Genomic DNA, 22,804 nt, shown 5'->3' with positions numbered 1-22,804 from the left:
TTTCCCCTCCCTCAGAGCACGTTCGACAGGCGGCCGTAGAGCAGTTCGTCCACGCCCTCGGCGTAGATGTCGCCCTTCTCGTCCACCCTCAGCGCGTATTGCGGCAGGTTCTGCGTCGCCTGGCCCCAGATCTGCTGTCCGCCGGCCTCGCAGTCGAAGCGCGAATAGTGGCCCGGGCAGTTCAGCGTCCGGTCGGCCGCGACGTAGTTCAGCGGAAAGCCCTTGTGCGGGCAGACGGTCGAGAACCCGACGATGTCCCCGTCAGGGCCGACGCCGCCCTCGACGGGGGTGCCGAGCCTGATCAGTACGCCCGGCGCGTTCTCGTCCGGATAGGCGACGTCCATCGGCTCGTTCGCCACCAGGTCGGCGACGTTGCCGAGGCGGTTCGACGGATAGTCGACGCGGGCGAGCGCCGCCGCCTTCGCGGCGGTCGCGGGAAGGGCCACGCTCGTGGCGGCCCCGGCTGCGGCGAGCGCGCTCCCTCGCAAGAACTGCCGGCGCCCGACATCGACCAATTTGCTGCAGCGATCCATTCCATCCTCCCAGGTTCGCGACTGGCTACGTGGCGAACGGTGCAAGGAGGGTGCCATTCCCCATGCGACGGACGAGGCGAGCGAATACAAGGTGTTGCAAAAGGCGCCGCAGCGCGATGTCCGGATTCCCGGACATGCTGCGCCGCCGTTGGTCCGGAAAGCCGGACGCGGCCGGAAACTGCGGATTCCGGTCGATTTCGACCGACCGGAAGGCTATTCTGTCGCCCGGGAGGACCAAGGACTTGACCGCACGGTACCCAGCCACGAGCCAGGGTCTCGACCGCCGTTCGGCGCTTGCGTTGTGCGGCAGTGCCGTCGTGTCGCTCGCACTCGCGCCCGGCCGGGCGTCCGCCCAGGACGGTTTCAAATTCGGCCTGACGCCGGTCTTCCTGTCCAACGACCTCGAACTCCTGGCGCTGCTGCGCGCCTATCTCACCGAGGCGATCGGAGAACCCGTCGAGCTGGTCAGCCGCCGGACCTATCAGGAGATCACCGCGCTGCTGGTCGCGGGTCAGCTCCATGCCGCATGGATCTGCGGCTATCCCTACGTTCAGTTCAAGTCGGAGCTCGATCTCGTCGCCACGCCGTCCTGGCATGGCAAGCCGCTCTACCAGTCCTACCTGATCGCTGCCGCCGGCAGGCCGACCGGGCGGTGGCAGGAACTGAAGGGCGACATCCACGCCTTCTCCGACCCCGATTCCAACTCCGGTTTCCTCGTCACCCGTGCGCTCCTGGCCGAGAACGGCTTGAAACCCGAGGGCTTCTTCTCGCGCAGCTTCTACACCTACGGCCACCGCAACGTCATCCGCGCCGTCGCGTCGGGGCTCGCCCAGTCCGGCAGCGTCGACGGCTATGTCTGGGACGTCATGCGCGAGATGGAGCCGGCCCTCGTCGACCAGACGAGGATCGTGCGCCGCTCCGAATGGCTGGGCTTCCCGCCCGTGGCCTCGCCCCGGGCGCTGGCGGGCGATCCGCGCATCGCGCGGCTGAAGGAGGCGCTGACGGCGATGGCCGGCCACGAACAGGGCCGCAAGGTGCTGGCGCTCCTGCGGCTGGACGGCTTCGTCGCCGCCGAACCGGCCCTCTTCGACACGATCGCCGCCAAGGTCGACGCGGTGAGGCGCTTCGGATGAACCTGCTGCGTCGTCTCCGCGCGATTCCGGTCTCCTACCGCGTGCCGATCCTGGTGGCGCTCTTGATGGTCGCCATCAGCGCGGTGATCTCCGAGCGGGTGCTCGACCGCCTGTCCCGCACGCAGGAGGCCTTCCTCGACGGTCTCGCCGGCAGCTACCTCGACGGGCTGACCGCGGCGGTCCTGCCGGCCGTCCTGCGCGGCGACGTCTGGGAGGTCTTCGACGCGCTCGACCGGTCGCAGAGATCCTACCAGGCGCTGTCGCCGATCGAGGCCGTCGTCACCGGCGCCGACGGCAGGGTCCTGGCGGCGACCGATCCGACCCGCGTGCCGTCCTACTCGGAACTGCCGCAGGCCCATGCCTCGCGCTACGGCGCAAGCACCGTGACCTTCGACCGCGAAGCCGACATCGGCTTCGCCCACCGCGACCTCGTCTATCAGGGCCAGAAGATCGGCGCGATCCACACCGCCTTCGACGCTTCGCACGTCTTCGCCGAGCGCCGCGAGATCCTGGCGACGCTGCTCGTCACCAACGCCGTCCTGGCGGCAATCTTCTCGCTCGGCGGTTTCCTTCTGGTTCGCCGCATGATCGAACCGATGCGCGTGCTCGAGGATCACATGCGCGCCGCGGCCAGGGGCGTCGCCGAGCCGATCCCGTCACGGGATTTCCCGTCGCGCGACGGCGAGGTGGCGAGCCTCTTTCACGGCTACAACGCGCTCGTCCACGCCGAGCGCGAACGGGCCAACCTCGCCATGCAACTGGCCGAAGAAGAAAAGCTCGCGAGCCTCGGGCGCCTGGCCTCCGGCATGGCGCACGAGATCAACAATCCGCTCGGCGGCCTGTTCAACGCCATCGACACGCTGAAGACCCACGGCCGGACGCCGGGCGTCCGCGACACCTCGATCAGCCTGATCGAGCGCGGGCTGAACGGCATTCGCGAGGTCGTGGAAGCGGCGCTGGCCACCTATCGGCCGGAACGGTCGGCCCGCCCGCTCTGCGCCGACGATCTCGAGGACGCCAGGGTGCTGATGAAGCCGGAACTGCGGCGCCGGCGGCAGAGGCTCGACTGGCAGGTCGACTGGCCCGATGGCGTCGTCGTCCCGACCCCCGGCGGACCGGTGCGACAGGCGGTCCTGAACCTGCTGCTCAACGCCAGCGCGGCCACGCCGGAGGCCGGCGCGATCGGTCTCAGGGTCGAGCGGACGCCGGACCGGCTGACGATCTCGGTGGCGGACGAGGGACCGGGCATGCCCCGGGAGTCCGTCGCCATGCTCTGCGACGAGGATCCCGGCCCGGCCATCCGCGCCGGACGGGGGCTCGGGCTCTGGATGGTCCGCCGGATGGTCGACGCCTGCGGCGGCAGGGCTGGCGTGGAAGCCGGCCCGTCGGGCGGATCGGTCGTCACGCTCGTCCTGCCGATGCGGGAGGTGGCTCGGGATGAGCGCAGCCATGCCGCCTGAGCGCGCGCACGCGGGGCTCGTCGAGGACGATCCCGTCATGGGCGGCTCCATCGTCCAGAGACTGGAACTCGAAGGCTGGAACGTCACCTGGTGGCAGACCGGCCAGGAGGCGGTCGCAGGGCTGGCCCGCGTCGCCGGCGCGCTCGACCTCGTGATCTGCGACATCAGGCTGCCCGACATGTCGGGCGAGGCAGTCTTCGCTGAGATGGCGCGGCAGCCGAACGCGCCGCCCTTCCTGTTCGTTACCGGCTTCGCGGAGATCGACCAGGCCGTCCGGCTGATGCGTTCCGGTGCCGTCGACTTCATGACCAAGCCCTTCGCCATGGACGATTTCCTGAAGCGCATCGCGGCCGGCCGGCGAAGCACGCGCGCAGGCACGCGGCTGAAGGACTACGTTCTCGGCCGTTCGCCTGCCATCCAGCACGCCGAGGACCTGATCCACCGCTTCGCGGCGCACGACCTGCCGGTCCTGATCACCGGCGAGACCGGGTCCGGCAAGGAGGTTGCGGCGCGCCTTCTGCACCAGGTCTCCGCGCGCGCGGAACAGCCCTTCGTCGCGGTGAACTGCGCCGCGATCCCGGCCGAGCTGCTGGAGAGCGAGATCTTCGGCCACGAGAAGGGTGCCTTCACCGGTGCCCACCAGCGCCATCTCGGCTATGCCGAACGCGCCAGGGGTGGCACGCTCTTCCTCGACGAGATCGGCGACATGCCCCCTGCCCTGCAGGCCAAGCTGCTGCGCCTGATCGAAAGCGAATCCTTCACGCGGCTGGGCGGCGAAACGCCGGTTCCGTTCCGCGCCAGGATCGCCGCGGCCACGCATCGCGCGCTGGCGCCGGGGCAGGCCTCGGGCTTCCGCGAGGACCTCTATTTCCGGCTCGCCGTGCTCCCCGTCGAGATACCGCCGCTGCGCCAGCGGCCGGAGGACATCGTCTGGCTGCTCGATCTTTTCCTGCAAAACGCCGTCGCCCGCTCGGCCGCCCGAATCCGCGGCTTCAGCGCCCTCACCGAGGACGCAGCGCTGGCGCATGCCTGGCCGGGCAACGTGCGCGAGCTGCGCAACCGCGTCGACCGCGCGGTGGCACTGACGGCGTCGGAATGGATCATGCCGGGCGACCTGTTTCCCGACCGTCCGGGGATGCAGGCCAGGCCCGGCTTCCTCCCCCTTGCCGACGTTCGCGACGCGGCCGAGCGTCGCCAGATCGAGCGCGCGCTCGAACAGACCGACGGCCAGGTCATCAAGGCGGCCGAACTGCTGGGCATCGGCCGCTCCACGCTCTGGGAGAAGATGACGCGGCTCGGGGTTCGATCCTGACGCCTATCGAGGCGCCGCCCGCCGTCCCGCAACTCGGGCGGTTCCGGCATCACGCCACGACCAGTGTGCGACACGCCCTCGCCGAGGCGGGCGTTCCAATGGCTCCGTCGCCGCAGGAAGGACCGAGGCCCGCAAGCGGAACGGAACGATGACGCCGCGCTCTTCACCGTCGCTGACAAGCGTTCACCAGCGCCCCGCCTACTCCTGCACGGAGCGCGCCTTCGCGGCCAGGTCCCGATCACAGGTGCCGTCGGCTGCGAGCGGAGGCGCTTCGACGAAGCGGCGTTCGCGCGCGTCGCCGGCCCGCTCGACCCTGTTGCGCCCCGTATTCTTGGCCCGGTACATCGCTCTGTCGGCACGGGCCATGTCGGCGGCGATGTCGGCGGTGCGGCCGGCCACGCCGGCCGAAAAGCTGATGCTCCGGTCGTCGAGGACGGATGCGGCCGCCAGCGTCGCCCTGGCACGCTCGATCAGCCGCACCGCCTCGTCGGGTGCGCTGGCGGGCAGGAGAACGCCGAATTCCTCGCCGCCCAGCCGCGCCACGCAGCCCGCATCGCCGACCACGTCGCGGATCAGCCCCGCGATGGTCTTCAGGACATGGTCACCGGTCGGATGTCCATGCGTGTCGTTGATGACCTTGAAGCAGTCGATGTCGAGGATGGCGATGCTGCCGCCGCTCTCCGTTGCCGCGCGTTCGAGGAAGGCGCGGCGGTTGGCGAGCCCGGTGAGGCCGTCCGTCCGCGCCTCGCGCTCGGTCTCCTGCAGCAGCCGGTCCGCCGTCTCGATCGCCCAGGCGGCGGAGCGGGCGAGCCTGCCGATCTCGTCCGGCGCGGCGTGATCGATGGGCATGATCTCGCGCCTTTCGGCAAAACTCTCCAGCGCCCGGGCGATGCGGATGACCGGCGTCATCTCGCGCCGGAGCAGATGAAGTGTCGCGGCAGTACCGATCAGCGTGGCGGCGAGGACGCTGCCGATGACGGTCCAGTCGAACCGGTCCCCCGTCCACATGTGCAGCACGACCACGGCGATCAGCGGCACGTGGATGCCGATGAAGCAGGTGACCATGATCCTGACGAGAAACCTCCTGCGGATGATGTTCAATCCAGTCCTCTCCGTCTTCCTTGCGGGCTCCGACCCATCCGGGGCGATGGGCCGCGCACGAGTCATCCCCCGGAAACATGAAAATCTGCTCAATTAGCGTACTTTAATATATTCCACTGTTCCCCTGGAACCGCCGACGGCCGTCGCCGTTCTCCACCCCAAGGACGGCCGGGCCGCGACAACCGGGCTCGGCGGCAAGGACGTACAGGGCTGATTTTCCCGGTTTCTGGCCCTGGGCAGCGAAGAGCCACGCGCACGTCTGTCCCGCCCGGCCCGGCCGTCCCTTCGCGTCGATCGTGTGCTTCAGGTTACGGAACGAAGAGGCACGCCCCGCGTTGCCCGTGCATTCAACGCAATGACGGGGATACGAATGGCCTTTTCCATCAGCCGCACGCGCGACGAAGCGATCGACGATCTCGATCGGCAGGTGACTGCCCTCAAGCGCGAGCTTTCCTCCCTGCGGCGCACGGCGGCGGCGCAGGGCACGCATCTCTACGGCGAGGTCGCCGAGCGCGGCGCGCATGCCTATGACGACGTCGCCGACATCGTCTCGGATCTCGTCACGCGCCTTTCGAAGCGCCGTCCGAGCCGCCGCGAGATCGAACGCCAGGCCCGCATGGCCGGTGCGGTGGTGACGGATCATCCGAAGACGGTCGCACTGGTCGGGCTGGCGGCGCTCGGGCTCGCCGCGGTTCTGCTGATGCGGCGATAGCCGGCCGCCCACGCGCGAAAACACCGTCATCCAACTGGTCAAATCGCCCCGGTCTTGGCATGGTCCGCCAAGACCGGAGAGATGACATGACCACCACGATCCCCCCTTTCCAGAAGCCGAAGACCTGGACCGAGGCTGCGCCCGCGCTCGTCGACGTCGCGATGGGTCGGCGGCCGGCCGATCTCGTCGTGCGCGACGGGCGCTGGGTCAACGTGCATTCGGGCGAGATCGTCGCGGCGACGGACATCGCCGTCGTCGAGGGCCGGTTTGCCTATTGCGGGCCGGACGCCTCCCACTGCATCGGCGAGAATACGCTCGTCGTCGACGCCGGCGGCCGCTATCTCGTCCCGGGCCTCTGCGACGCGCACATGCATGTCGAGAGCGGCATGGTCACGGTGACCGAGTTCTGCCGCGCCGTCATCCCGCACGGCACCACCTCCATGTTCATCGACCCGCACGAGATCGCCAATGTGCTGGGGCTCGAAGGCGTGCGGCTGATGCATGACGAGGCCGTCGACATGCCGGTCAGCGTGCACGTGCAGATGCCGTCCTGCGTCCCCTCCGCGCCTGGACTGGAGACGCCCGGCGCCCTGATCGGCCCGGCCGAAGTCGCCGAGGCGATGGGCTGGGACAACATCATCGGGCTCGGCGAGGTGATGAATTTTCCGGGCGTCGCGGCCAACGACGCCAAGATGCGCGGCGAGATCGACGCCACCGTCGCCGCAGGCAAGACCGTCGGCGGCCACTACGCCTCGCCCGACCTCGGCCTGCCCTTCCACGGCTATGTCGCGGGCGGCCCTGAGGACGACCACGAGGGCACGCGCATCGAAGACGCCATCGCCCGCGTGCGGCAGGGCATGAAGGCGATGCTGCGGCTCGGCTCCGCCTGGTACGACGTCGCCACCCAGATCAAGGCGGTGACGGAACGCGGGATCGATCCGCGCAACTTCATCCTGTGCACCGACGACTCCCATTCCGGCACGCTGGTCAACGAAGGCCACATGAACCGCGTCGTGCGTCATGCGATCGCGCAGGGGCTGAAGCCCGTGACGGCGATCCAGATGGCGACGATCAACACCGCCCAGCATTTCCGGCTGGAGCGGGAACTCGGCTCGATCGCGCCGGGACGGCTCGCCGACTTCCTGATCGTCTCCGACCTCGCGGCGCTGGCCATCGACGAGGTCTGGGCGCGCGGCGTGCGGCTGGCCGCGGCGGGGCGGCTGGAGGTCGACATCCCCGTCCGCGACTATCCGGCGAGCGCCAAGCAGACGGTGAGGCTCGGCAAGGTGCTGTCGGCGCAGGATTTCGACATCGCCGCGCCGGCCGGTGCCAACGAGGTCCGCGCCCGGGTCATCGGCGTCATCGAGAACCAGGCGCCGACGCGGGCGCTGGAGGCCGATCTCGCCGTCGAGGACGGTCTGGTCGCCATGGACCGCGACAACGACGTCTGCCAGATCGCGCTGGTCGAGCGGCACCGCGGCACCGGCGCCGTGGTCAACGGCTTCGTCTCGGGCTTCGGCTATCTGGAGGACTGCGCGCTGGCTTCCACCGTCGCGCATGATTCGCACCACATGATCGTCGTCGGCACCAACAAGGCCGACATGGCGGCTGCCGCCAACCGGCTGGGCGAGGTCGGCGGCGGCGTGGTCATCTTCTCGAAGGGCAAGGAACTGGCGATCGTCGAGATGCCGATCGCCGGGCTGATGTCGAACGAGCGCGCCGAGATCGTGGCCGCCAAGGCCGAGAAGCTGACGGCGGCCATGCGCGCCATGGGCTGCTCGCTCAACAACGCCTACATGCAGCACTCGCTGCTGGCGCTGGTGGTGATTCCCGAACTGCGCATCTCCGACATGGGCCTGATCGACGTCAGGACCTTCGAGAAGGTCGATCTCTTCGTCTGAGCGGATCCTGCCTCAGCGGCGCCAGAAGACCGGCGCGAAGATCACCAGCACGGTCAGGATCTCCAGCCGGCCGAGCAGCATGGCCAGCACGAGCACCCATTTGGCCGGGTCCGGGATCGTCGCGAAATTGCCGGCCGGGCCGATCACGTCGCCGAGGCCCGGACCGACATTGGTCAGCGCCGTCAGCGCGCCGGTCATGGAGGTCATGAAATCGAGCCCGGTTCCGGCCAGCAGCACCGTCGCTGCCCCCCAGATGACGAAGAACGACGCGATGAACAGCACCACGGCGCGCTGCATGTCGTCGTCCACAGGGCGGTCGCCATAGCGCACGGTGTGCACCGAGCTTGGATAGACGAGCCGCCGCAGGCCGTTGCTCATCAGTTCGAACAGGATGATGAAGCGGTAGGCCTTGATGCCGCCGGCCGTCGAGCCCGAGCAGCCGCCGAGGAAGGTGGCGATGAAGGCGCAGGCCACCGCGAAGGCGCCCCAGGTCGAATAGTCCTGGCTGGCATAGCCGGTGGTGGTGATGATCGAGACGAAGTTGAACATCGAGTGCGTGAACACCTCGAAGAACGGCTGGCCGGTGTTGACCCGCACATAGACGGCCACCACCACCGCGAAGAACAGCACGTAGAGCGCGAAGGCGCGGATCTGCGGATCCTTCGCGGCGTCCAGCCGGCCGCGGAAGGCAAGCAGGGCGAGGATGGAGAATGGCAGGCCGCCGACGAACATGAACACGGAGGCGATCCACAGGAGCGTGAGATTGTCCCCGTAGAAGCCGAACGAGCTGTCATGGGTCGAATAGCCGCCGGTCGACAGCGTGGTCATGGCGTGGTTCACCGCGTCGAAGCCCGACATGCCGGCTGCCGCATAGGCGATGGCGCAGGCGAAGGTCAGCGACGAGTAGATTCCGAGGATGCTCATCATGAAGACCGACAGCCGTTCGAACGGCCGGTCCTCGATGTCGGAGGATTCGAGCTTGAAGTAGGAGACGCCGCCGATGTTGAGGAACGGCAGGATCAGCAGGCCGAGCACGATCACCCCCAGGCCGCCGATCCACTGCAGCAGCGACCGCCAGATCAGCAGGCCCGGCGGCAGCGTGTCGAGACCGACGATGACCGTGGAGCCGGTGGTCGTCAGGGCCGAGACCGATTCGAAGACGGCGTCGGCAAGGTCGAGGTTGAGCGAGGACGCCATCAGGGGCACGGCCCCGACGAAGGCGGTCGTGGCCCAGAGCAGATTGACGATCAGGAAGCCGAACCGGGCGTTTGCCGTCACGCTGCGCCCCTGCGTCGCCAGCGCGGTGGCAAGCGACAGCCCGCCGGTGAAGAAGGCCGACAGCGCAAAGACCTGCCAGTCGGCATTGCGGAAGTAGAAATCGACGAAAGCCGGCACGAGCATCGCCAGCGACAGGTAGATCCCGAAGATCGCGGCGATGTGGATGGCGGCGCGGACGGATTGGCTGTTCAAGACATGATACCCGATTCACCTGGCGGCGGGGCTCGGCTTCAGCCGCTCGGGTCCCGTCTGGCGCGGCGCTCCGTTTAGCCGACGGCGGCGCCGCGCGCAATGCAGCTGTCGCATCCGCGGTCGCGCGCTCAGCGGCGCCAGAAGACCGGCGAGAAGATCACCAGCACGGCCAGGATCTCCAGCCGGCCGAACAGCATGGCCAGCGCCATCACCCACTTGGCGAAATCGGGGATGAGAGCGAAGCTGCCCTTCGGCCCGATGAAGTCTCCGAGGCCGGGGCCGACATTGGTCAGCGCCGTCAGCGCGCCGGTGAGCGCCGTCACCAGGTCGAGCCCCGTGGCGGCCAGGAGCAGGGTCGCGATCGCCCAGAGCACGAAGAAGGAGGCGATGAACAGCACCACGGCGCGCTGCATGTCGTCGTCGACCGGCCGGTCGCCATAGCGCACCGGCTGGACCGAACTCGGATAGACGAGCCTTCGCAGGCCGTTGGCCATCAGTTCGAACAGGATGATGAAGCGGTAGGCCTTGATGCCGCCGGTGGTCGAACCCGAACAGCCGCCGGGAAAGGTGGCGATGAAGGCGAGCGCGACGGCGAAGGGGCCCCAGGACGAATAGTCGTGGGTGGCGTAGCCGGTGGTGGTGATCAGCGAGACGAAGTTGAAGGTCGCATGCGTCAGCGCATCGAAGAAGCTCATCTCGGTCTCGATGCGCAGATAGATGGTGGTCACGGCGCAGAACGCGAAGGTGTACCCGAGAAAGGCGCGCAGCTGCGGATCGCGCAGCGCGTCGATGCGGCCGCGCACGGCGAGCAGGATCAGGATCGAGAACGGCAGCGCGCCGATGCACATGAACACGATCGCGATCCACAGGATCGCCGGCGTGTCGGTGTAGTGACCGAAGGAATCGTCGTGGGTCGAGAAACCGGCCGTGGCGATGGTGGTCATCGCGTGGTTGATCGCGTCGAAGCCCGACATGCCGGCTGCCGCATAGGCGATGGCGCAGGCCAGCGTGAGCAGGCCGTAGATGGCGACCATGCTGATGGTGAAAGTCGAAAGCCGTGCAAAGGGGCGATCCTCGATGTCGGTCGATTCGATCTTGAAGTAGGAGACGCCGCCGACATTCAGGAACGGCAGGATGAAGAGGCCGAGCGCGATCACGCCGAGGCCGCCCATCCACTGCAGCAGAGAGCGCCACAGGAGCATGCCGGGCGGCAGCGAATCCAGTCCGACGATGGCCGTCGCCCCCGTCGTGGTGATGGCCGAGACCGATTCGAACACCGCGTCGGACACGGTCATGTCGAGCGACGAAGCGAGGAACGGGATGGTGCCGGTCGCCGCTGTCGTCAGCCAGAGCAGGTTCACCAGCAGGAAGGCGAAGCGGGACGAGACGCCGGGCGGCCGGCCCTGCGTCGACAGCGCGACCGCCAGCGCCAGCCCGCCGGTGAAGAAGGCCGACAGCGCGAAGATGCGCCAGTCGCTGTTGCCGTAATACAGGTCGACGAAGGCCGGGACGAGCATGGCCAGCGACATGTAGACGGCGAAGATCGCGGAGATGTGGATCGCGGCGCGTAGCGAAAATGTCTGCACGATCCTCCGCCCCGGCTCTTCGATCCCGATGCGGGAGCCGGGCCCGCCCGGCCCCGTCCCGCGGGCGGACAGTGGCGGCAGGCGGCCGATTGTGCAATAGGCCGGGACACGGCAAACACGTCAGCGGGAGACAACCATGTCCGTCACGTCCCCGGCCTCCGGCTTCAGCGAACGCGTCGACGCGGCCGCCCTCGCCCTGCGCGATCTGTTCGCCGAGACGCCGCTCCAGCTCAACGACCATCTGTCGCGTCGGTATGGCGCGCGCATCTGGCTGAAGCGCGAGGACCTGTCGCCGGTGCGGTCCTACAAGATCCGCGGCGCCTATACCTTCTTCCGCAAGGCGCTGAAGGCGAAGGCGCCGGCCAAGAGCTTCGTCTGCGCCTCGGCGGGCAACCACGCGCAGGGCTTCGCCTTCGCCTGCCGCAACCTCGGCCAGCACGGCGTCATCTTCATGCCGGTCACGACGCCGCAGCAGAAGATCGACAAGACGGTCACCTTCGGCGGAAAATATGTCGAGATCCGCCTGACGGGCGATTTCTTCGACGCCTGCCTCGAGGCCGCCCTCGCCTATGCCGAGGAGACGGGCGCGCTGATGGTGCCGCCCTTCGACCACCGCGACATCATCGATGGCCAGGCGACCGTCGCCGCCGAACTCGTGTCGCAGCTGCCCGACGGCGTCGTGCCCGACCTGATGATCCTGCCCGTCGGTGGCGGCGGGCTCGCCGCCGGGGTGACGCAATACCTGACCGCCAGGGGCTGGCCGACACGCTTTGTCTTCGCCGAGCCGGTCGGCGCGCCGAGCCTGAAGCAGAGCCTCGCCGAGGGCCGGCGGGTGAAGCTGTCGAAGGTCGACAACTTCGTCGACGGCGCGGCCGTGGCGGAGATCGGCCGCGAACCGCTGCGCCACCTCAAGGGTTATCGCGCCGAGGACGTCCACCTCGTGCCCGAAAACCGGCTCTGCGCGACCATGATCGAGATGCTCAACGTCGAGGGCGTGGTGCTGGAGCCGGCCGGCGCGCTGGCGATCGACGCGCTGAAGGATTTTTCCAGGGCCGAACTGAAGGGCAAGACGATCGTGCTGGTCGTCTCCGGCGGCAATTTCGACTTCGAGCGCCTGCCCGACGTCAAGGAGCGGGCGCTGCGCTACGAGGGGCTGAAGAAATACTTCGTCTTCCGGTTCCCGCAGCGCCCCGGCGCCTTGCGCGACTTCCTCGACCTGCTCGGCCCCGAGGACGACATCGCCCGCTTCGAATACCTGAAGAAATCGGCGCGCAATTTCGGCTCGGTGCTGATCGGCATCGAGACGAAGAGCCGCCGGAATTTCGACCGGCTGGAGAAGAAGTTCCGCGAGGCCGGCTGGTCCTATCAGGACATCACCGACAACGATGTGCTGGCCGGGCTGATCATCTGACCGACCCGGCCGCTCGTTCCGGTCAGGCTCGGCGCTTGGCTACCGCGTCGAAGGCCATCAATGTTTCCAGCAGACGCGGCATGTCGGCCAGCGGAACCATGTTTGGGCCATCCGACGAGGTCGAGTTGTCGGGGTCCTGGTGCGTCTCGATGAAGACGCCGGCGACGCCAACGGCCACCGCCGCCCGCGCCAGCGTCTCGACGAAACGCCGCTCGCCGCCCGACGTCGCCCCCTGCCCGCCCGGCTGCTGCACCGAATGGGTGGCGTCGAAGATCACCGGCGCGCCGATGTCGGCCATGATCGGCAGCGCCCGCATGTCGGAGACGAGCGTGTTGTAGCCGAACGACGCGCCGCGCTCGGTGACCAGCACGTTGGCGTTGCCCGAGCCGGTGATCTTGGCGACCACGTTCTTCATGTCCCAGGGTGCGAGGAACTGCCCCTTCTTGACGTTGATGATCTTGCCGGTCTTCGCAGCGGCGACCAGGAGATCGGTCTGGCGCGAGAGAAAGGCCGGGATCTGCAGGATGTCGACATGCGGCGCGACGATCCCGCACTGCTCCTCGGAATGGATGTCCGTCAGCACCGGCAGGCCGAAGGTCGCCCGCAGGTCGTCGAAGACCGGAAGCGCGGCATCCAGCCCCGCGCCGCGGGTCGATGACAGCGAGGTGCGGTTCGCCTTGTCGTAGCTGGTCTTGTAGACGAGCCCGATGCCGAGCTTCTCCGTCAACTCTTTCAGCGCGCCGGCCATGTCGAAGGCATGCTGGCGCGATTCGAGCTGGCACGGGCCGGCGATCAGCGTCAGCGGGCCATCATTGGAGAAAACCGCGCTGCCGGCGGTGACGGTGGTGTTCGGCTGGGTCATGCCCGTTCCTCGAAGATGAAGCTTGCGCCCTGTCCCTGTGCGGGGGGCACGGTGATGCGTTCGCCGGCGATCTCGAAGTCGATTCCGTTGGCGGCGAGGACCCGTCGCGTGTCGGACAGGTCTAAGACCGCAAACGTCACGGCGCGGAAGTCGAAGAGCCCTTGCGGGAGCGCCCCGTCCTTTGGCGTCGCCGCGTGCACGAGGATCTCGCCATTGGCCAGGGCGTGACGCGCTCCGGCCGCATCGCTCTCGCCGCCGACGCCGGTCACGGTGGCGATGAAGCGGGAGGCAGCGGCCGGATCGGCTGCCACGACGGCGATCGACGCCAGTCGCATCGCGCCGTTGGCGTGGCGCTGCAGCGCGGTACGGTCGACCGCCGGCGCGTTGACGCGCTGGCAGGAAAAGAGGAAGGGGACGGTGCCCGGTGCCGCCGCGAAGGCGAGCTTGAACGATGCCGTGTCGCTGCGGCCGGACGCATCCTGGAATGGACGCGAGAAGGACAGGACGTCCCCCGCCGACAGGCCGGCCGCGTTGAATTTCGCGTGATCGGCCTCGGCGTCGTCGCTGGCAAGCACGATGGCCGAGAACCCTTCGTCTCGCCCCGCCGACCGGAAGATGCGGTCGCGGGCGACGAAGACGTTGCCGCCGGCGGCGGCCGCCGCGCAGGCGTCGGCATCGGCAACCGCCAGCGGCTCGAGGAACGTTCCGTCGGCCATGTAGACGCAGCAATTGGCCGTTCCGAAAGGATGCACGCCCGTCGGCGCCACCGTGAAGCCGAGCGCGCCGAGGCGCCGCCGCGCGGCTTCGAGCGAGGCGGTCGGCAAGACGAGATGGTCCAGGGCAGCGTTCGACATGGCGCCCATGTGCCGCAAGACGCCCGGCCGCGCAAGCGTTGCGCCGAAGGGACCGCGCGAATGCCGGCCTTCGGACGGTTGCATTCGAAAAGTGCTCGGATAGGCTCCCGGCCTCGGGCGACGCGCGCGGCACGCAGCCGAACCGCGCTGCCAGGCGGACCACGGGCGAGAACCTATGTCATTCATTTCATTGGCGAGAGACCCATCGTCGCTTGCGTCGGCGCGGCCGCGAATCAGGTCAGGCGCGATCGGGGCCGTCGGCAGGGCGATCCTTTGCTTCGTGCTCGCGGCCGTCGTCACGGCCTGCACAACCTCGGACGTCCTGCGCAGCACGTCCCGGCCCATCCCGACATCCGCCTCGAGCAAGTACGCGGCCATCGTCATCGATGCGAACACCGGGCGCGTGCTGCACGCCGACCAGGCCGATTCGCGGCGCTATCCCGCCTCGCTCACCAAGATGATGACGGTCTACATGCTGCTCGAGGCCCTGCAGCAGGGCCGTATCGGTCCGTCAACGGCAATCCCGGTCTCAGCCTATGCCGCCGGCAGACCGCCGACGAAGCTGCACTTCAAGGCTGGCCAGTCGATCGACGTGGATACCGCGATCCGGGCGCTGGTGACGAAGTCGGCCAACGACGTCGCGACCGCCGTCGCCGAGCATCTCGGCGGCAGCGAGGCGCGGTTCGCCTCGATGATGACGTCCAGGGCGCGCCAGCTCGGCATGGGCTCGACCGTGTTCAAAAACGCGTCCGGCCTGCCCGACGGCGGACAGGTCACGACCGCACGCGACATGGCAACGCTCAGCCTCGCGCTGCGGCGGCAGTTTCCAGCGCAGTACGGCTATTTCGCACGCACCAGCTTCTCGTTCCGCGGCAAGACCGTGAAGGGCCACAACAAGGTGCTGGAGACCGTTCGCGGTGCCGACGGCATCAAGACCGGCTACACCCGCGCGTCGGGCTTCAACCTCGCCACCTCGGTGCGGCGCGACGGCAAGTCCATCGTTGCCGTCGTGATGGGCGGGGACAGCGCGGGCCAGCGCGACGCCCTGATGGCGCAGCTGATCGAGACATTCCTGCCAAAGGCGTCGCGCCGCTGAAGGCGGCCGGACCGCACGCATATCGAACCCGGATGCCTCAGGCGGCGGGCGCCGGCGCGGCTGGTTCGGCTGGCGCCTTCCTGCCGAACCGGCTCACCAGGACGGCAATGGCGACGGCGGCCACGACGATGCCGATGGCGAGCAGCGGTCGGTACCAGAACCAGGCCAGCGCGATCGTCAGGCCGCCCACCAGCACGGCGAGCACGAACGAGATGGCACCCGTTCCCAGCCGGACCAGGCTGCCGAGGAAGGGGATCACGTCGGCCAGCACGCCCACCGGCCCCATGATCATCGAGAAGGTGAGCATGAGGAGAACCAGACCGCCGATGCGCAGCGCCCAGGTCAGGATCGTGTTGCCTGTCATGGCGTCCGCAAACATCTGCTCGGCCGGTACGACGCCGCTTTCGACCATCAGGAGACGGTTGCCGGCCACCGTCTGATAGGCCGTAAAACCATCCGAAGTCTGGCGTCCGACGACGCTCACCGGGCCGAGAGGCACGACCTCCCAGCTCAGGCGGTAGTCCCCGATGCGGGGCGACGACGGATCGAAGCCCATGTAGGCGCCGCTGGCGGTGACGTGCAGGCCGCGCGGGCCGGTATAGCTCGCTTTCACCGCTTCGATCATGCTCTGGTCGAGCGACAGCCTCTCGGCGCCGCCGATCCTGTCCAGCACCGGCGCGTCCAGCCGGAACGCGCCGAGCGCGGCCTGCGGGATCTGGAAGCTCTCGCTCGAATAGTTCATGCCGGGATTGGCGTGGCCCTCCGGCTGCTTGAACCGTCCCGAATCGATCGCGCGCGTCGACCACTCCTTGTCGTAGGAATAGGTGGTGACCGTCTCCTCGCCGCCGCCGAGCTTGGTCTTCGTCTCCGATTTCTGCCGCTCGACCCACTGGTACATTTCGACGCCGCGCTCCAGCCGGATCCCGGCGGCGACGACGCCGAACAGGTCGTCCTTCGGTTCGGTGGTCGCCGAGACGGGTCCTGCGACGTGCACGAGGCGCCCTTCGAGCGCCGCGTCGATGCGGTCGGCGGAGACGGACTGGACGAGCCCCGCACCCTCCTCGAGCGAGCGGGCGGTGGTCACCGCCCTGCCCTCGTTCCAGAACAGGCCGATCACCATCGCCACGAGGAGCAGCAGGCCGAAGACGATGCCGCCGGCCGACCGTTTCAGGCGGCCGAACCAGGAAACCGACGTGACCTCGCGAATGCTGTCGCTCATTCCGGAAAATCCCCAGACCCCCGCGGATCAGCTCCGCGGCACAACGCCCCTGGCGTTATTCTATTGGCGATTTCCCGACGTCCCGCAACGGACCAGTGGCCGTCGCTCAGACCAGCCGCGACTGTTCCACCGCCGCGCCGATGAAGCTCGCAAAGAGCGGGTGCGGCTCGAAGGGGCGCGATTTCAGTTCGGGGTGGTACTGCACGCCGATGAACCACGGATGGTCGGGATACTCGACCGTCTCGGGCAGCACGCCGTCGGGCGACATGCCGGCGAAGACCAGGCCGCAGCTCTCCAGCCGCTCCTTGTAGTCGATGTTGACCTCGTAGCGGTGGCGATGGCGCTCGTGGATCTTGGTGCCACCATAGACCGCCGCGATCTTCGAGCCTTCGGCCAGCCGCGCCTCGTAGGCGCCGAGGCGCATCGTTCCACCCATGTCGTCGGTCTCGCGGCGCTTCTCCAGCATGTTGCCCTTCAGCCATTCGGTCATCAGGCCGACGACCGGCTCCCTGGCCGGGCCGAACTCGGTCGAGGAGGCGTTCTCGATGCCCGCCAGCGACCGCGCCGCCTCGATACAGGCCATCTGCATGCCGAAGCAGATGCCGAAATAGGGCACCTTGCGCTCGCGGGCGAACTTGGCCGCCAGGATCTTGCCTTCCGAGCCGCGCTCGCCGAAGCCGCCGGGCACCAGGATGCCGTGCACCTTCTCGAGCCAGGGCGCCGGATCCTCCTTCTCGAAGATCTCGCTCTCGATCCAGTCGAGCTTCACCTTGACGCGATTGGCGATGCCGCCATGCGTCAGCGCTTCCATCAGCGATTTGTAGGCGTCCTTGAGGCCCGTGTACTTGCCGACGATGGCGATGGTCACCTCGCCCTCCGGATTGTGGATCCGGGTCGAAACGTCCTGCCAGCGTTCCATGCGCGGCTTGGGCGCGGGGTCGATACCGAAGGCCGCCAGCACCTCGCCGTCGAGGCCTTCCCGGTGATAGGCCATCGGCACGTCGTAGATGTGGGCGACGTCGAGCGCCTGGATCACGGCTGATTCGCGCACGTTGCAGAACAGCGACAGCTTGCGGCGCTCGTCCTTGGGGATCGGGCGGTCGGCGCGCACCAAGAGGATGTCGGGCGCGATGCCGATCGAGCGCAGTTCCTTGACCGAATGCTGCGTCGGCTTGGTCTTCAGCTCGCCGGCCGCCGGAATCCAAGGCATCAGCGTCAGGTGGATGTAGACGGCGGCGTTGCGCGGCAGGTCGTTGCCGAGCTGGCGGATCGCCTCCAGGAACGGCATCGCCTCGATGTCGCCGACCGTGCCGCCGATCTCGCACAGCACGAAGTCGTAGTCGTCATTGCCCTCGAGCACGAAGTTCTTGATCTCGTCGGTGACATGCGGGATCACCTGCACGGTGGCCCCGAGATAGTCGCCGCGGCGCTCCTTCTCGATGATGTTCTTGTAGATCCGCCCGGTGGTGATGTTGTCCTGCTGGTTCGCAGACCGGCCGGTGAATCGCTCGTAGTGGCCGAGATCGAGGTCGGTCTCGGCCCCGTCGTCGGTCACGAACACCTCGCCGTGCTGGTACGGCGACATCGTTCCGGGATCGACGTTCAGATAGGGATCGAGCTTCTTGATGCGCGCGCGATAGCCGCGCGCTTGCAGCAGGGCTCCGAGAGCCGCTGCGGCAATGCCTTTGCCAAGGGAGGAAACCACGCCGCCGGTGATGAATACATATCGCGCCATGGGAGTCAGGGCTTATCGCTGCGCTTGCGATTCCGCCAGCGAAAAAGCACCTGCCGCAACGCGTTATCCCCCGGCTGTCCGTGACGCAGGGTCAGGCCGCGCCGGCGCGGCGCGACGGTTGGCCGGGTTGCGGGCGGTCGGCCGGATGGTCCACAACCCCTGCAGGAGGCTCCGCGCCGCCCCGCACGCGCGGCGGCGGAGCAAGACTGGAGGAACGTCATGACCGCCCTGCCCGCCTTCGAGACCCACGAGGTCCTGAACCAGCCGCCGGCACTCGAGGATTTCAATCTCTTCGCCACCGACAGGGCGCTGGCCGGCGCCGCTGCCGCCATGGGCGCCGGTCCCGCGGCCGATCGTCTGGCAGCCTATGGCGCCCTGCTCGGACGCGCCGAAACGATCGAGGCCGGACGGCTCGCGCACAAATTCCCGCCGGAACTGAAGACCTTCGACCGCTCCGGCAACCGTGTCGACCGGGTGGAGTTCCACCCGGCCTGGCACCGGATCATGAGCCTGATCATCGGCGAAGGCCTCCATTCCGGCCCGTGGGTCGAGCCGGGTCCCGCCGCCCACACCGCGCGCGCAGCCGCCTACATCATGCATGCGCAGGTGGAGCCGGGCAGCCAGTGCCCGACCACCATGACCTATGGCAGCGTGCCGGCGCTGCGCGGCCAGGGCGGGATTGCTGAGACCGTTCTCGCCAGGATCGGCACGCGCAGCTACGACCCGCGCGACATTCCCGTCGCCGACAAGACCGGGGCTCTGGTCGGGATGGGCATGACCGAGAAGCAGGGCGGGTCGGACGTGCGCTCCAACACCACCGTCGCGGTGCCGGCAGGCAGCGGCACCGGCGATGAGTTCCTCCTTACCGGACACAAATGGTTCTTCTCCTGCCCGCAGATCGACGCGCACCTGGTGCTCGCCCAGGCGCCGGGCGGCCTGTCCTGCTTCCTCGTGCCGCGCCGGCTGCCGGACGGGACGAAGAACGCGGTGCGCATCCAGCGCCTGAAGGACAAGGTCGGCAACAAGTCGAACGCCTCCTCCGAGGTCGAATTCCACAATGCCCATGGCTGGCTCGTCGGCGAGGAAGGCCGCGGCATCCCGACCATCCTCGAGATGGGCACCTTCACGCGGCTCGACTGCGCGCTGGGTTCGGCCGGCCTGCTGCGCGGCGCGGTGGCGCAGGCGCTGCACCACGCCTTCCACCGCCGCGCCTTCCAGCGCCACCTGATCGACCAGCCGCTGATGACCAACGTGGTCGCCGACCTCGCCATCGAATCGGAAGCGGCGACGCTGCTTGCGCTGCGGCTCGCGCGCGCTTTCGACGGCATGGCGGCGGGAAGCGCCGAGGATGCCGCCTTCGTGCGGCTGTGCACGCCGGCGGTGAAATACTGGGTCTGCAAGCGCGCGCCGAACGGCGTCGTGGAGGCGATGGAGGTGCTGGGCGGCAACGGCTATGTCGACGAAGGGCCGCTCGGTCTCCTCTACAAGGAAATCCCGCTCAACTCGATCTGGGAAGGCTCGGGCAACGTCATGTGCCTCGACGTGCTGCGGGCGCTGCAGAAGACGCCGGACATCCTCGGCGTCTATCTGGCCGAGATCTCAGCCGCACGCGGCGCCGACAGCCGTCTCGATGCGGCCGCCCGGTCGCTGGAAGCCGACTTCGCGCAACGGGCCGACATGGAGCACCGCGCGCGGCGGCTGGTGGAGCGGATGATGACGGTGCTGCAGGGCGCGCTGCTCGTCCGCCACGCGCCGGCGGCGGTGGCCGACGCCTTCTGCGCCAGCCGGCTCGGCAACGACTGGGGCCACGCCTTCGGCACGCTGCCGGCCGGTGTCGACACGCGCTCGATCGTCGAGCGGGCGCGGCCGATCTGAACGACCGACCCGCGCGACTGACGCCCGAAACGACGAAGGCCCGCGAATTCCGGTTCGCGGGCCTTCCTCGTTCAGGCGTTCGGGAGGTGCGTCAGAGAACGACGACGTTGGCGCCCATCGGCACGCGGCCGTAGAGGTCCATGACGTGCTCGTTGATCATCCGGAAGCAGCCGTTCGACGAATTCGTGCCGATGGTCTGCGGCGCGTTCGTTCCGTGGATGCGGATGTGGGTGTCCTTGCTGTTCTGGTGCAGGTAGATGGCGCGCGCGCCGAGCGGGTTGTCGGGGCCGCCCGGCATGCCGTCCTTGTACTGGCCGTACTTCTTCGGCTCGCGCTTCTGCATGTCCTGGGTCGGGATCCAGCGGGGCCATTCCTGCTTGTCGCCCACCTTGGCCGCACCCTTGAACTCAAGGCCCTCGCGGCCGACCGCGATGGCGTAGCGCCGCGCGCTGTTGGAGGATTCCACCAGGTAGAGGAAGCGCTCGGACGTGTTGATGACGATGGTGCCGCGCGGATAGCCCGAGAAGGGCACCGTCTGCGGGACGAACTCGTTCTTCACCGCAAACGTCTTGCCCTTCTGGCGCTTCTCCAGCACCGAATCGAGCGCCTCGGTCTGCGGCAGGAGCTTCGCCGTCCGGCTGCCGAAAATTCCGATCAGCGGATCTCCGGGTCTGGTCTCGGACCGCAGCTCGCCATTGTTGCCCGCGGCCATCACCTCCGACACCGTCGGCGGCTTCGGCTTCTCGGCGAGCTTGACGTTCTTCGTTTTCACCTCGTTCCGCGCCTGGGGCTTCTGGGCGCGCTTGAGGGTTTCCGCCGCGCCGGGATCGACCCGGTCGCGTTCGGCCGACGCCGGAAGGGTCAGGCTGAGGGCGATGACGGCGCCGAGCGCCGCAATGAATAGACGAGTTGTCCGCATGACGTTCGCGACCTGCCGTGGTTTTGCGCAAGGCTCCGAAGCGGGATCGCCCACCGAAGCCGGTGGACAGGAATACCGCATTGCAGCACGCGGGCTCAAGTCCAATCGGCAAGTGGTTGCAGCAATCGGGTCGGTTCGTCGGGCGCGGTTGCAGATCGACAACAGTGCAGACTGCGCGCTGTTCCCCCATGCCGCCGAAGAACAGCCCTCCGGCGAGCAATAACGAAGTCTAAACGAACACCCTGTTCGCGATGAGCGGCGAATTACTGGCCGCTCGGAACCTGCGGACCGGCGGGCGCCGGTGCCGGCGCGGCAGGCGTGTCGCTGCCGCCGAGCTGGTCGAGCACGCCGCCGCCCGTGCCGCCGCCCTGTTCCTGCTGGCCGGCTGGCAGGCGATCGAGGATGTCGATGGGCTGCTCGCCGTAGCGTGCGATCAGCGACAGGCCGAGCGAGGTGACGAAGAAGGCCGCCGCCAGGATCGCCGTGGCGCGGGTGAGCGCATTGGCTGCGCCGCGCGCCGTCATGAAGCCGGACCCGCCGCCGATGCCGAGGCCGCCGCCCTCCGAGCGCTGAAGCAGCACGACGCCGACCAGCGCGAGCACGATCATCAGGTGAATGACGATGAGGACGGTTTCCATTGATCAATTCCGCGGATGTGTCCGGGCACGCGGTGCCCTGGGAAGGAGACGCGGCTCAATACACGCCTTTGCCGACGTTTCCAAGCCCGAACGCCGCCGATGTGACGTCTGGCCCCGATATGGGGGCCGGACCGGCAAATTCAAACGATTCCTTCGTCCGCCGTCTCTCAGATGGAGCGATAGGCATCGGCGATGCCGAGGAAGTCGGCGGCCTTGAGGCTGGCGCCGCCCACGAGCGCGCCGTCGACATTGTCGATGCCGAGCAGCTCCACCGCGTTCGACGGCTTCACCGAGCCGCCATAGAGGATGCGCGTGGTCGATGCCGCCTCGCCGATGATGCGGCGCAGTTCCGCACGGATATGCGCATGGGCGACGGCGACGTCGTCCGGCGACGGGGTCAGGCCGGTCCCGATCGCCCAGACCGGCTCGTAGGCGACGATCATCGTCTTTGCATTCGCGCCCTCGGGGACGGATCCCGCGAGCTGGCGCGAGAGAACCGCAAGCGTTTCGCCCGCCTCGCGCTCGGCGCGTGTCTCGCCGACGCAGACGATGGCGACGAGGCCCGCCTGCCACGCGGCTTCGGCCTTCGCCCGCACCGTCGCGTCGTCCTCGCCATGGTCGGCACGGCGTTCCGAATGACCGACGATGACGTGGCTCGCGCCGGCATCCTTCAGCATCTCCGCCGAGATGTCGCCGGTGTGGGCGCCGCTCGCGCGGGCATGGCAGTCCTGCCCGCCGCTCCTGACCGGCGTCGAGGCGAGGATCTGCTGCGCCCGCCAGACGAGCGTCGCCGGAAAGCACAGAAGCGCATCGCATTCCGCGTCGAGGCCGCGCATGAAGCCGTTGCCGATGGCGCGCGCCTCGGGCAGCGACGCGCTGGTGCCGTTCATCTTCCAGTTGCCGGCGACGAGCGGCTTTATGCCCTTGGTCATGACGAAATTCTCCATCGAAGGCGGTGTGATGCAGGGGTTTCCTACCAAACCGGAC

18 protein-coding genes and 2 pseudogenes are annotated in these 22,804 nt (G+C 68.2%); 9 read left to right on the top strand and 11 right to left on the bottom strand.

Annotation, left to right across the window (positions count from 1 at the left end):
• Positions 1 to 11 precede the first annotated feature (11 nt).
• Complete coding sequence (locus N1F91_RS16470; RefSeq protein WP_289993937.1) at positions 12 to 533, bottom strand: arsenate reductase (azurin) small subunit; 522 nt, start codon at positions 531 to 533, stop codon at positions 12 to 14.
• A gap of 317 nt (positions 534 to 850) precedes the next feature.
• Here N1F91_RS16470 and N1F91_RS16465 point away from each other — a divergent pair, with 317 nt between their 5' ends.
• From N1F91_RS16465 to N1F91_RS16455, 3 genes are read left to right on the top strand one after another with little or no spacing between them, the layout of a single operon-like run.
• Positions 851 to 1,666 (top strand): PhnD/SsuA/transferrin family substrate-binding protein, encoded by an 816-nt coding sequence (locus tag N1F91_RS16465; RefSeq protein ID WP_289994032.1) that lies wholly within the window; start codon positions 851 to 853, stop codon positions 1,664 to 1,666.
• Entirely contained in the window at positions 1,663 to 3,126 is a 1,464-nt protein-coding gene (locus N1F91_RS16460) for a HAMP domain-containing sensor histidine kinase (RefSeq protein WP_289993935.1), read from the top strand. Before N1F91_RS16465 ends, N1F91_RS16460 begins: the two co-directional genes overlap by 4 nt.
• Positions 3,104 to 4,438: a sigma-54 dependent transcriptional regulator gene (locus N1F91_RS16455; RefSeq protein ID WP_289993934.1), complete on the top strand. Its 1,335-nt coding sequence runs from the start codon at positions 3,104 to 3,106 to the stop codon at positions 4,436 to 4,438. The genes N1F91_RS16460 and N1F91_RS16455 overlap by 23 nt, the downstream gene beginning before the upstream one ends.
• A gap of 198 nt (positions 4,439 to 4,636) precedes the next feature.
• Here N1F91_RS16455 and N1F91_RS16450 read toward each other — a convergent pair whose 3' ends face one another.
• Positions 4,637 to 5,539 carry a GGDEF domain-containing protein gene (locus N1F91_RS16450; protein WP_289993932.1) on the bottom strand — a complete coding sequence of 301 codons (903 nt, stop codon included), beginning with the start codon at positions 5,537 to 5,539 and terminating at the stop codon, positions 4,637 to 4,639.
• 370 nt (positions 5,540 to 5,909) lie between these two features.
• Between N1F91_RS16450 and N1F91_RS16445 the strand changes: the two genes are divergently transcribed.
• Together N1F91_RS16445 and ade are read left to right on the top strand one after the other, a co-directional pair.
• Positions 5,910 to 6,251: a hypothetical protein gene (locus N1F91_RS16445; RefSeq protein WP_289993930.1), complete on the top strand. Its 342-nt coding sequence runs from the start codon at positions 5,910 to 5,912 to the stop codon at positions 6,249 to 6,251.
• An 86-nt stretch (positions 6,252 to 6,337) separates the two neighbouring features.
• Complete coding sequence (gene ade, locus N1F91_RS16440) at positions 6,338 to 8,152, top strand: adenine deaminase (protein ID WP_289993928.1); 1,815 nt, start codon at positions 6,338 to 6,340, stop codon at positions 8,150 to 8,152.
• Positions 8,153 to 8,164: 12 nt separating this feature from the next.
• Here ade and N1F91_RS16435 read toward each other — a convergent pair whose 3' ends face one another.
• Both N1F91_RS16435 and N1F91_RS16430 read right to left on the bottom strand, forming a co-directional pair.
• On the bottom strand, positions 8,165 to 9,622 hold the full coding sequence (locus tag N1F91_RS16435) for a TrkH family potassium uptake protein (protein ID WP_289993927.1): 1,458 nt from the start codon (positions 9,620 to 9,622) through the stop codon (positions 8,165 to 8,167).
• A 128-nt stretch (positions 9,623 to 9,750) separates the two neighbouring features.
• Entirely contained in the window at positions 9,751 to 11,208 is a 1,458-nt protein-coding gene (locus tag N1F91_RS16430) for a TrkH family potassium uptake protein (protein ID WP_289993925.1), read from the bottom strand.
• Positions 11,209 to 11,344: 136 nt separating this feature from the next.
• On the opposite strand from N1F91_RS16430, the gene ilvA reads away from it, so the two are divergent.
• On the top strand, positions 11,345 to 12,619 hold the full coding sequence (ilvA, locus tag N1F91_RS16425; RefSeq protein ID WP_289993923.1) for a threonine ammonia-lyase IlvA: 1,275 nt from the start codon (positions 11,345 to 11,347) through the stop codon (positions 12,617 to 12,619).
• A gap of 22 nt (positions 12,620 to 12,641) precedes the next feature.
• On the opposite strand, the gene kdsA is transcribed toward ilvA, so the two are convergent.
• Both kdsA and N1F91_RS16415 read right to left on the bottom strand, forming a co-directional pair.
• The gene (gene kdsA, locus N1F91_RS16420; RefSeq protein ID WP_289993921.1) at positions 12,642 to 13,481 is read right to left on the bottom strand and encodes a 3-deoxy-8-phosphooctulonate synthase; all 840 of its coding nucleotides are present in this window, start codon (positions 13,479 to 13,481) and stop codon (positions 12,642 to 12,644) included.
• On the bottom strand, positions 13,478 to 14,335 hold the full coding sequence (locus N1F91_RS16415; protein ID WP_289993919.1) for a VOC family protein: 858 nt from the start codon (positions 14,333 to 14,335) through the stop codon (positions 13,478 to 13,480). The genes kdsA and N1F91_RS16415 overlap by 4 nt, the downstream gene beginning before the upstream one ends.
• A gap of 322 nt (positions 14,336 to 14,657) precedes the next feature.
• On the opposite strand from N1F91_RS16415, the pseudogene N1F91_RS16410 reads away from it, so the two are divergent.
• Positions 14,658 to 15,425 (top strand): annotated as a pseudogene (locus tag N1F91_RS16410) (D-alanyl-D-alanine carboxypeptidase family protein); the annotation flags it as partial.
• A 43-nt stretch (positions 15,426 to 15,468) separates the two neighbouring features.
• On the opposite strand, the gene N1F91_RS16405 reads toward N1F91_RS16410, so the two are convergent.
• The gene (locus N1F91_RS16405) at positions 15,469 to 16,650 is read right to left on the bottom strand and encodes a TMEM43 family protein (RefSeq protein ID WP_289993917.1); all 1,182 of its coding nucleotides are present in this window, start codon (positions 16,648 to 16,650) and stop codon (positions 15,469 to 15,471) included.
• A gap of 106 nt (positions 16,651 to 16,756) precedes the next feature.
• Complete coding sequence (locus N1F91_RS16400) at positions 16,757 to 18,385, bottom strand: CTP synthase (RefSeq protein WP_289993914.1); 1,629 nt, start codon at positions 18,383 to 18,385, stop codon at positions 16,757 to 16,759.
• 219 nt (positions 18,386 to 18,604) lie between these two features.
• Here N1F91_RS16400 and N1F91_RS16395 point away from each other — a divergent pair, with 219 nt between their 5' ends.
• A complete protein-coding gene (locus N1F91_RS16395; protein WP_289993913.1) occupies positions 18,605 to 20,260 on the top strand; it encodes an isovaleryl-CoA dehydrogenase in 1,656 nt (551 codons plus the stop codon).
• A 91-nt stretch (positions 20,261 to 20,351) separates the two neighbouring features.
• Here N1F91_RS16395 and N1F91_RS16390 read toward each other — a convergent pair.
• Positions 20,352 to 20,885 (bottom strand): annotated as a pseudogene (locus N1F91_RS16390) (L,D-transpeptidase); the annotation flags it as partial.
• 292 nt (positions 20,886 to 21,177) lie between these two features.
• Here N1F91_RS16390 and N1F91_RS16385 point away from each other — a divergent pair.
• The gene (locus N1F91_RS16385; RefSeq protein ID WP_289993912.1) at positions 21,178 to 21,402 is read left to right on the top strand and encodes a hypothetical protein; all 225 of its coding nucleotides are present in this window, start codon (positions 21,178 to 21,180) and stop codon (positions 21,400 to 21,402) included.
• Between the two features lie 40 nt (positions 21,403 to 21,442).
• On the opposite strand, the gene secG is transcribed toward N1F91_RS16385, so the two are convergent.
• Both secG and tpiA read right to left on the bottom strand, forming a co-directional pair.
• Complete coding sequence (secG, locus tag N1F91_RS16380) at positions 21,443 to 21,817, bottom strand: preprotein translocase subunit SecG (RefSeq protein WP_289993910.1); 375 nt, start codon at positions 21,815 to 21,817, stop codon at positions 21,443 to 21,445.
• A 167-nt stretch (positions 21,818 to 21,984) separates the two neighbouring features.
• Entirely contained in the window at positions 21,985 to 22,749 is a 765-nt protein-coding gene (gene tpiA, locus N1F91_RS16375) for a triose-phosphate isomerase (protein WP_289993909.1), read from the bottom strand.
• Positions 22,750 to 22,804 lie beyond the last annotated feature (55 nt).

It is taken from the genome of Aquibium sp. ELW1220 (assembly GCF_030398385.1).
Lineage (GTDB): Bacteria > Pseudomonadota > Alphaproteobacteria > Rhizobiales > Rhizobiaceae > Aquibium.
This window is presented reverse-complemented; position numbering and strand designations above follow the sequence as displayed.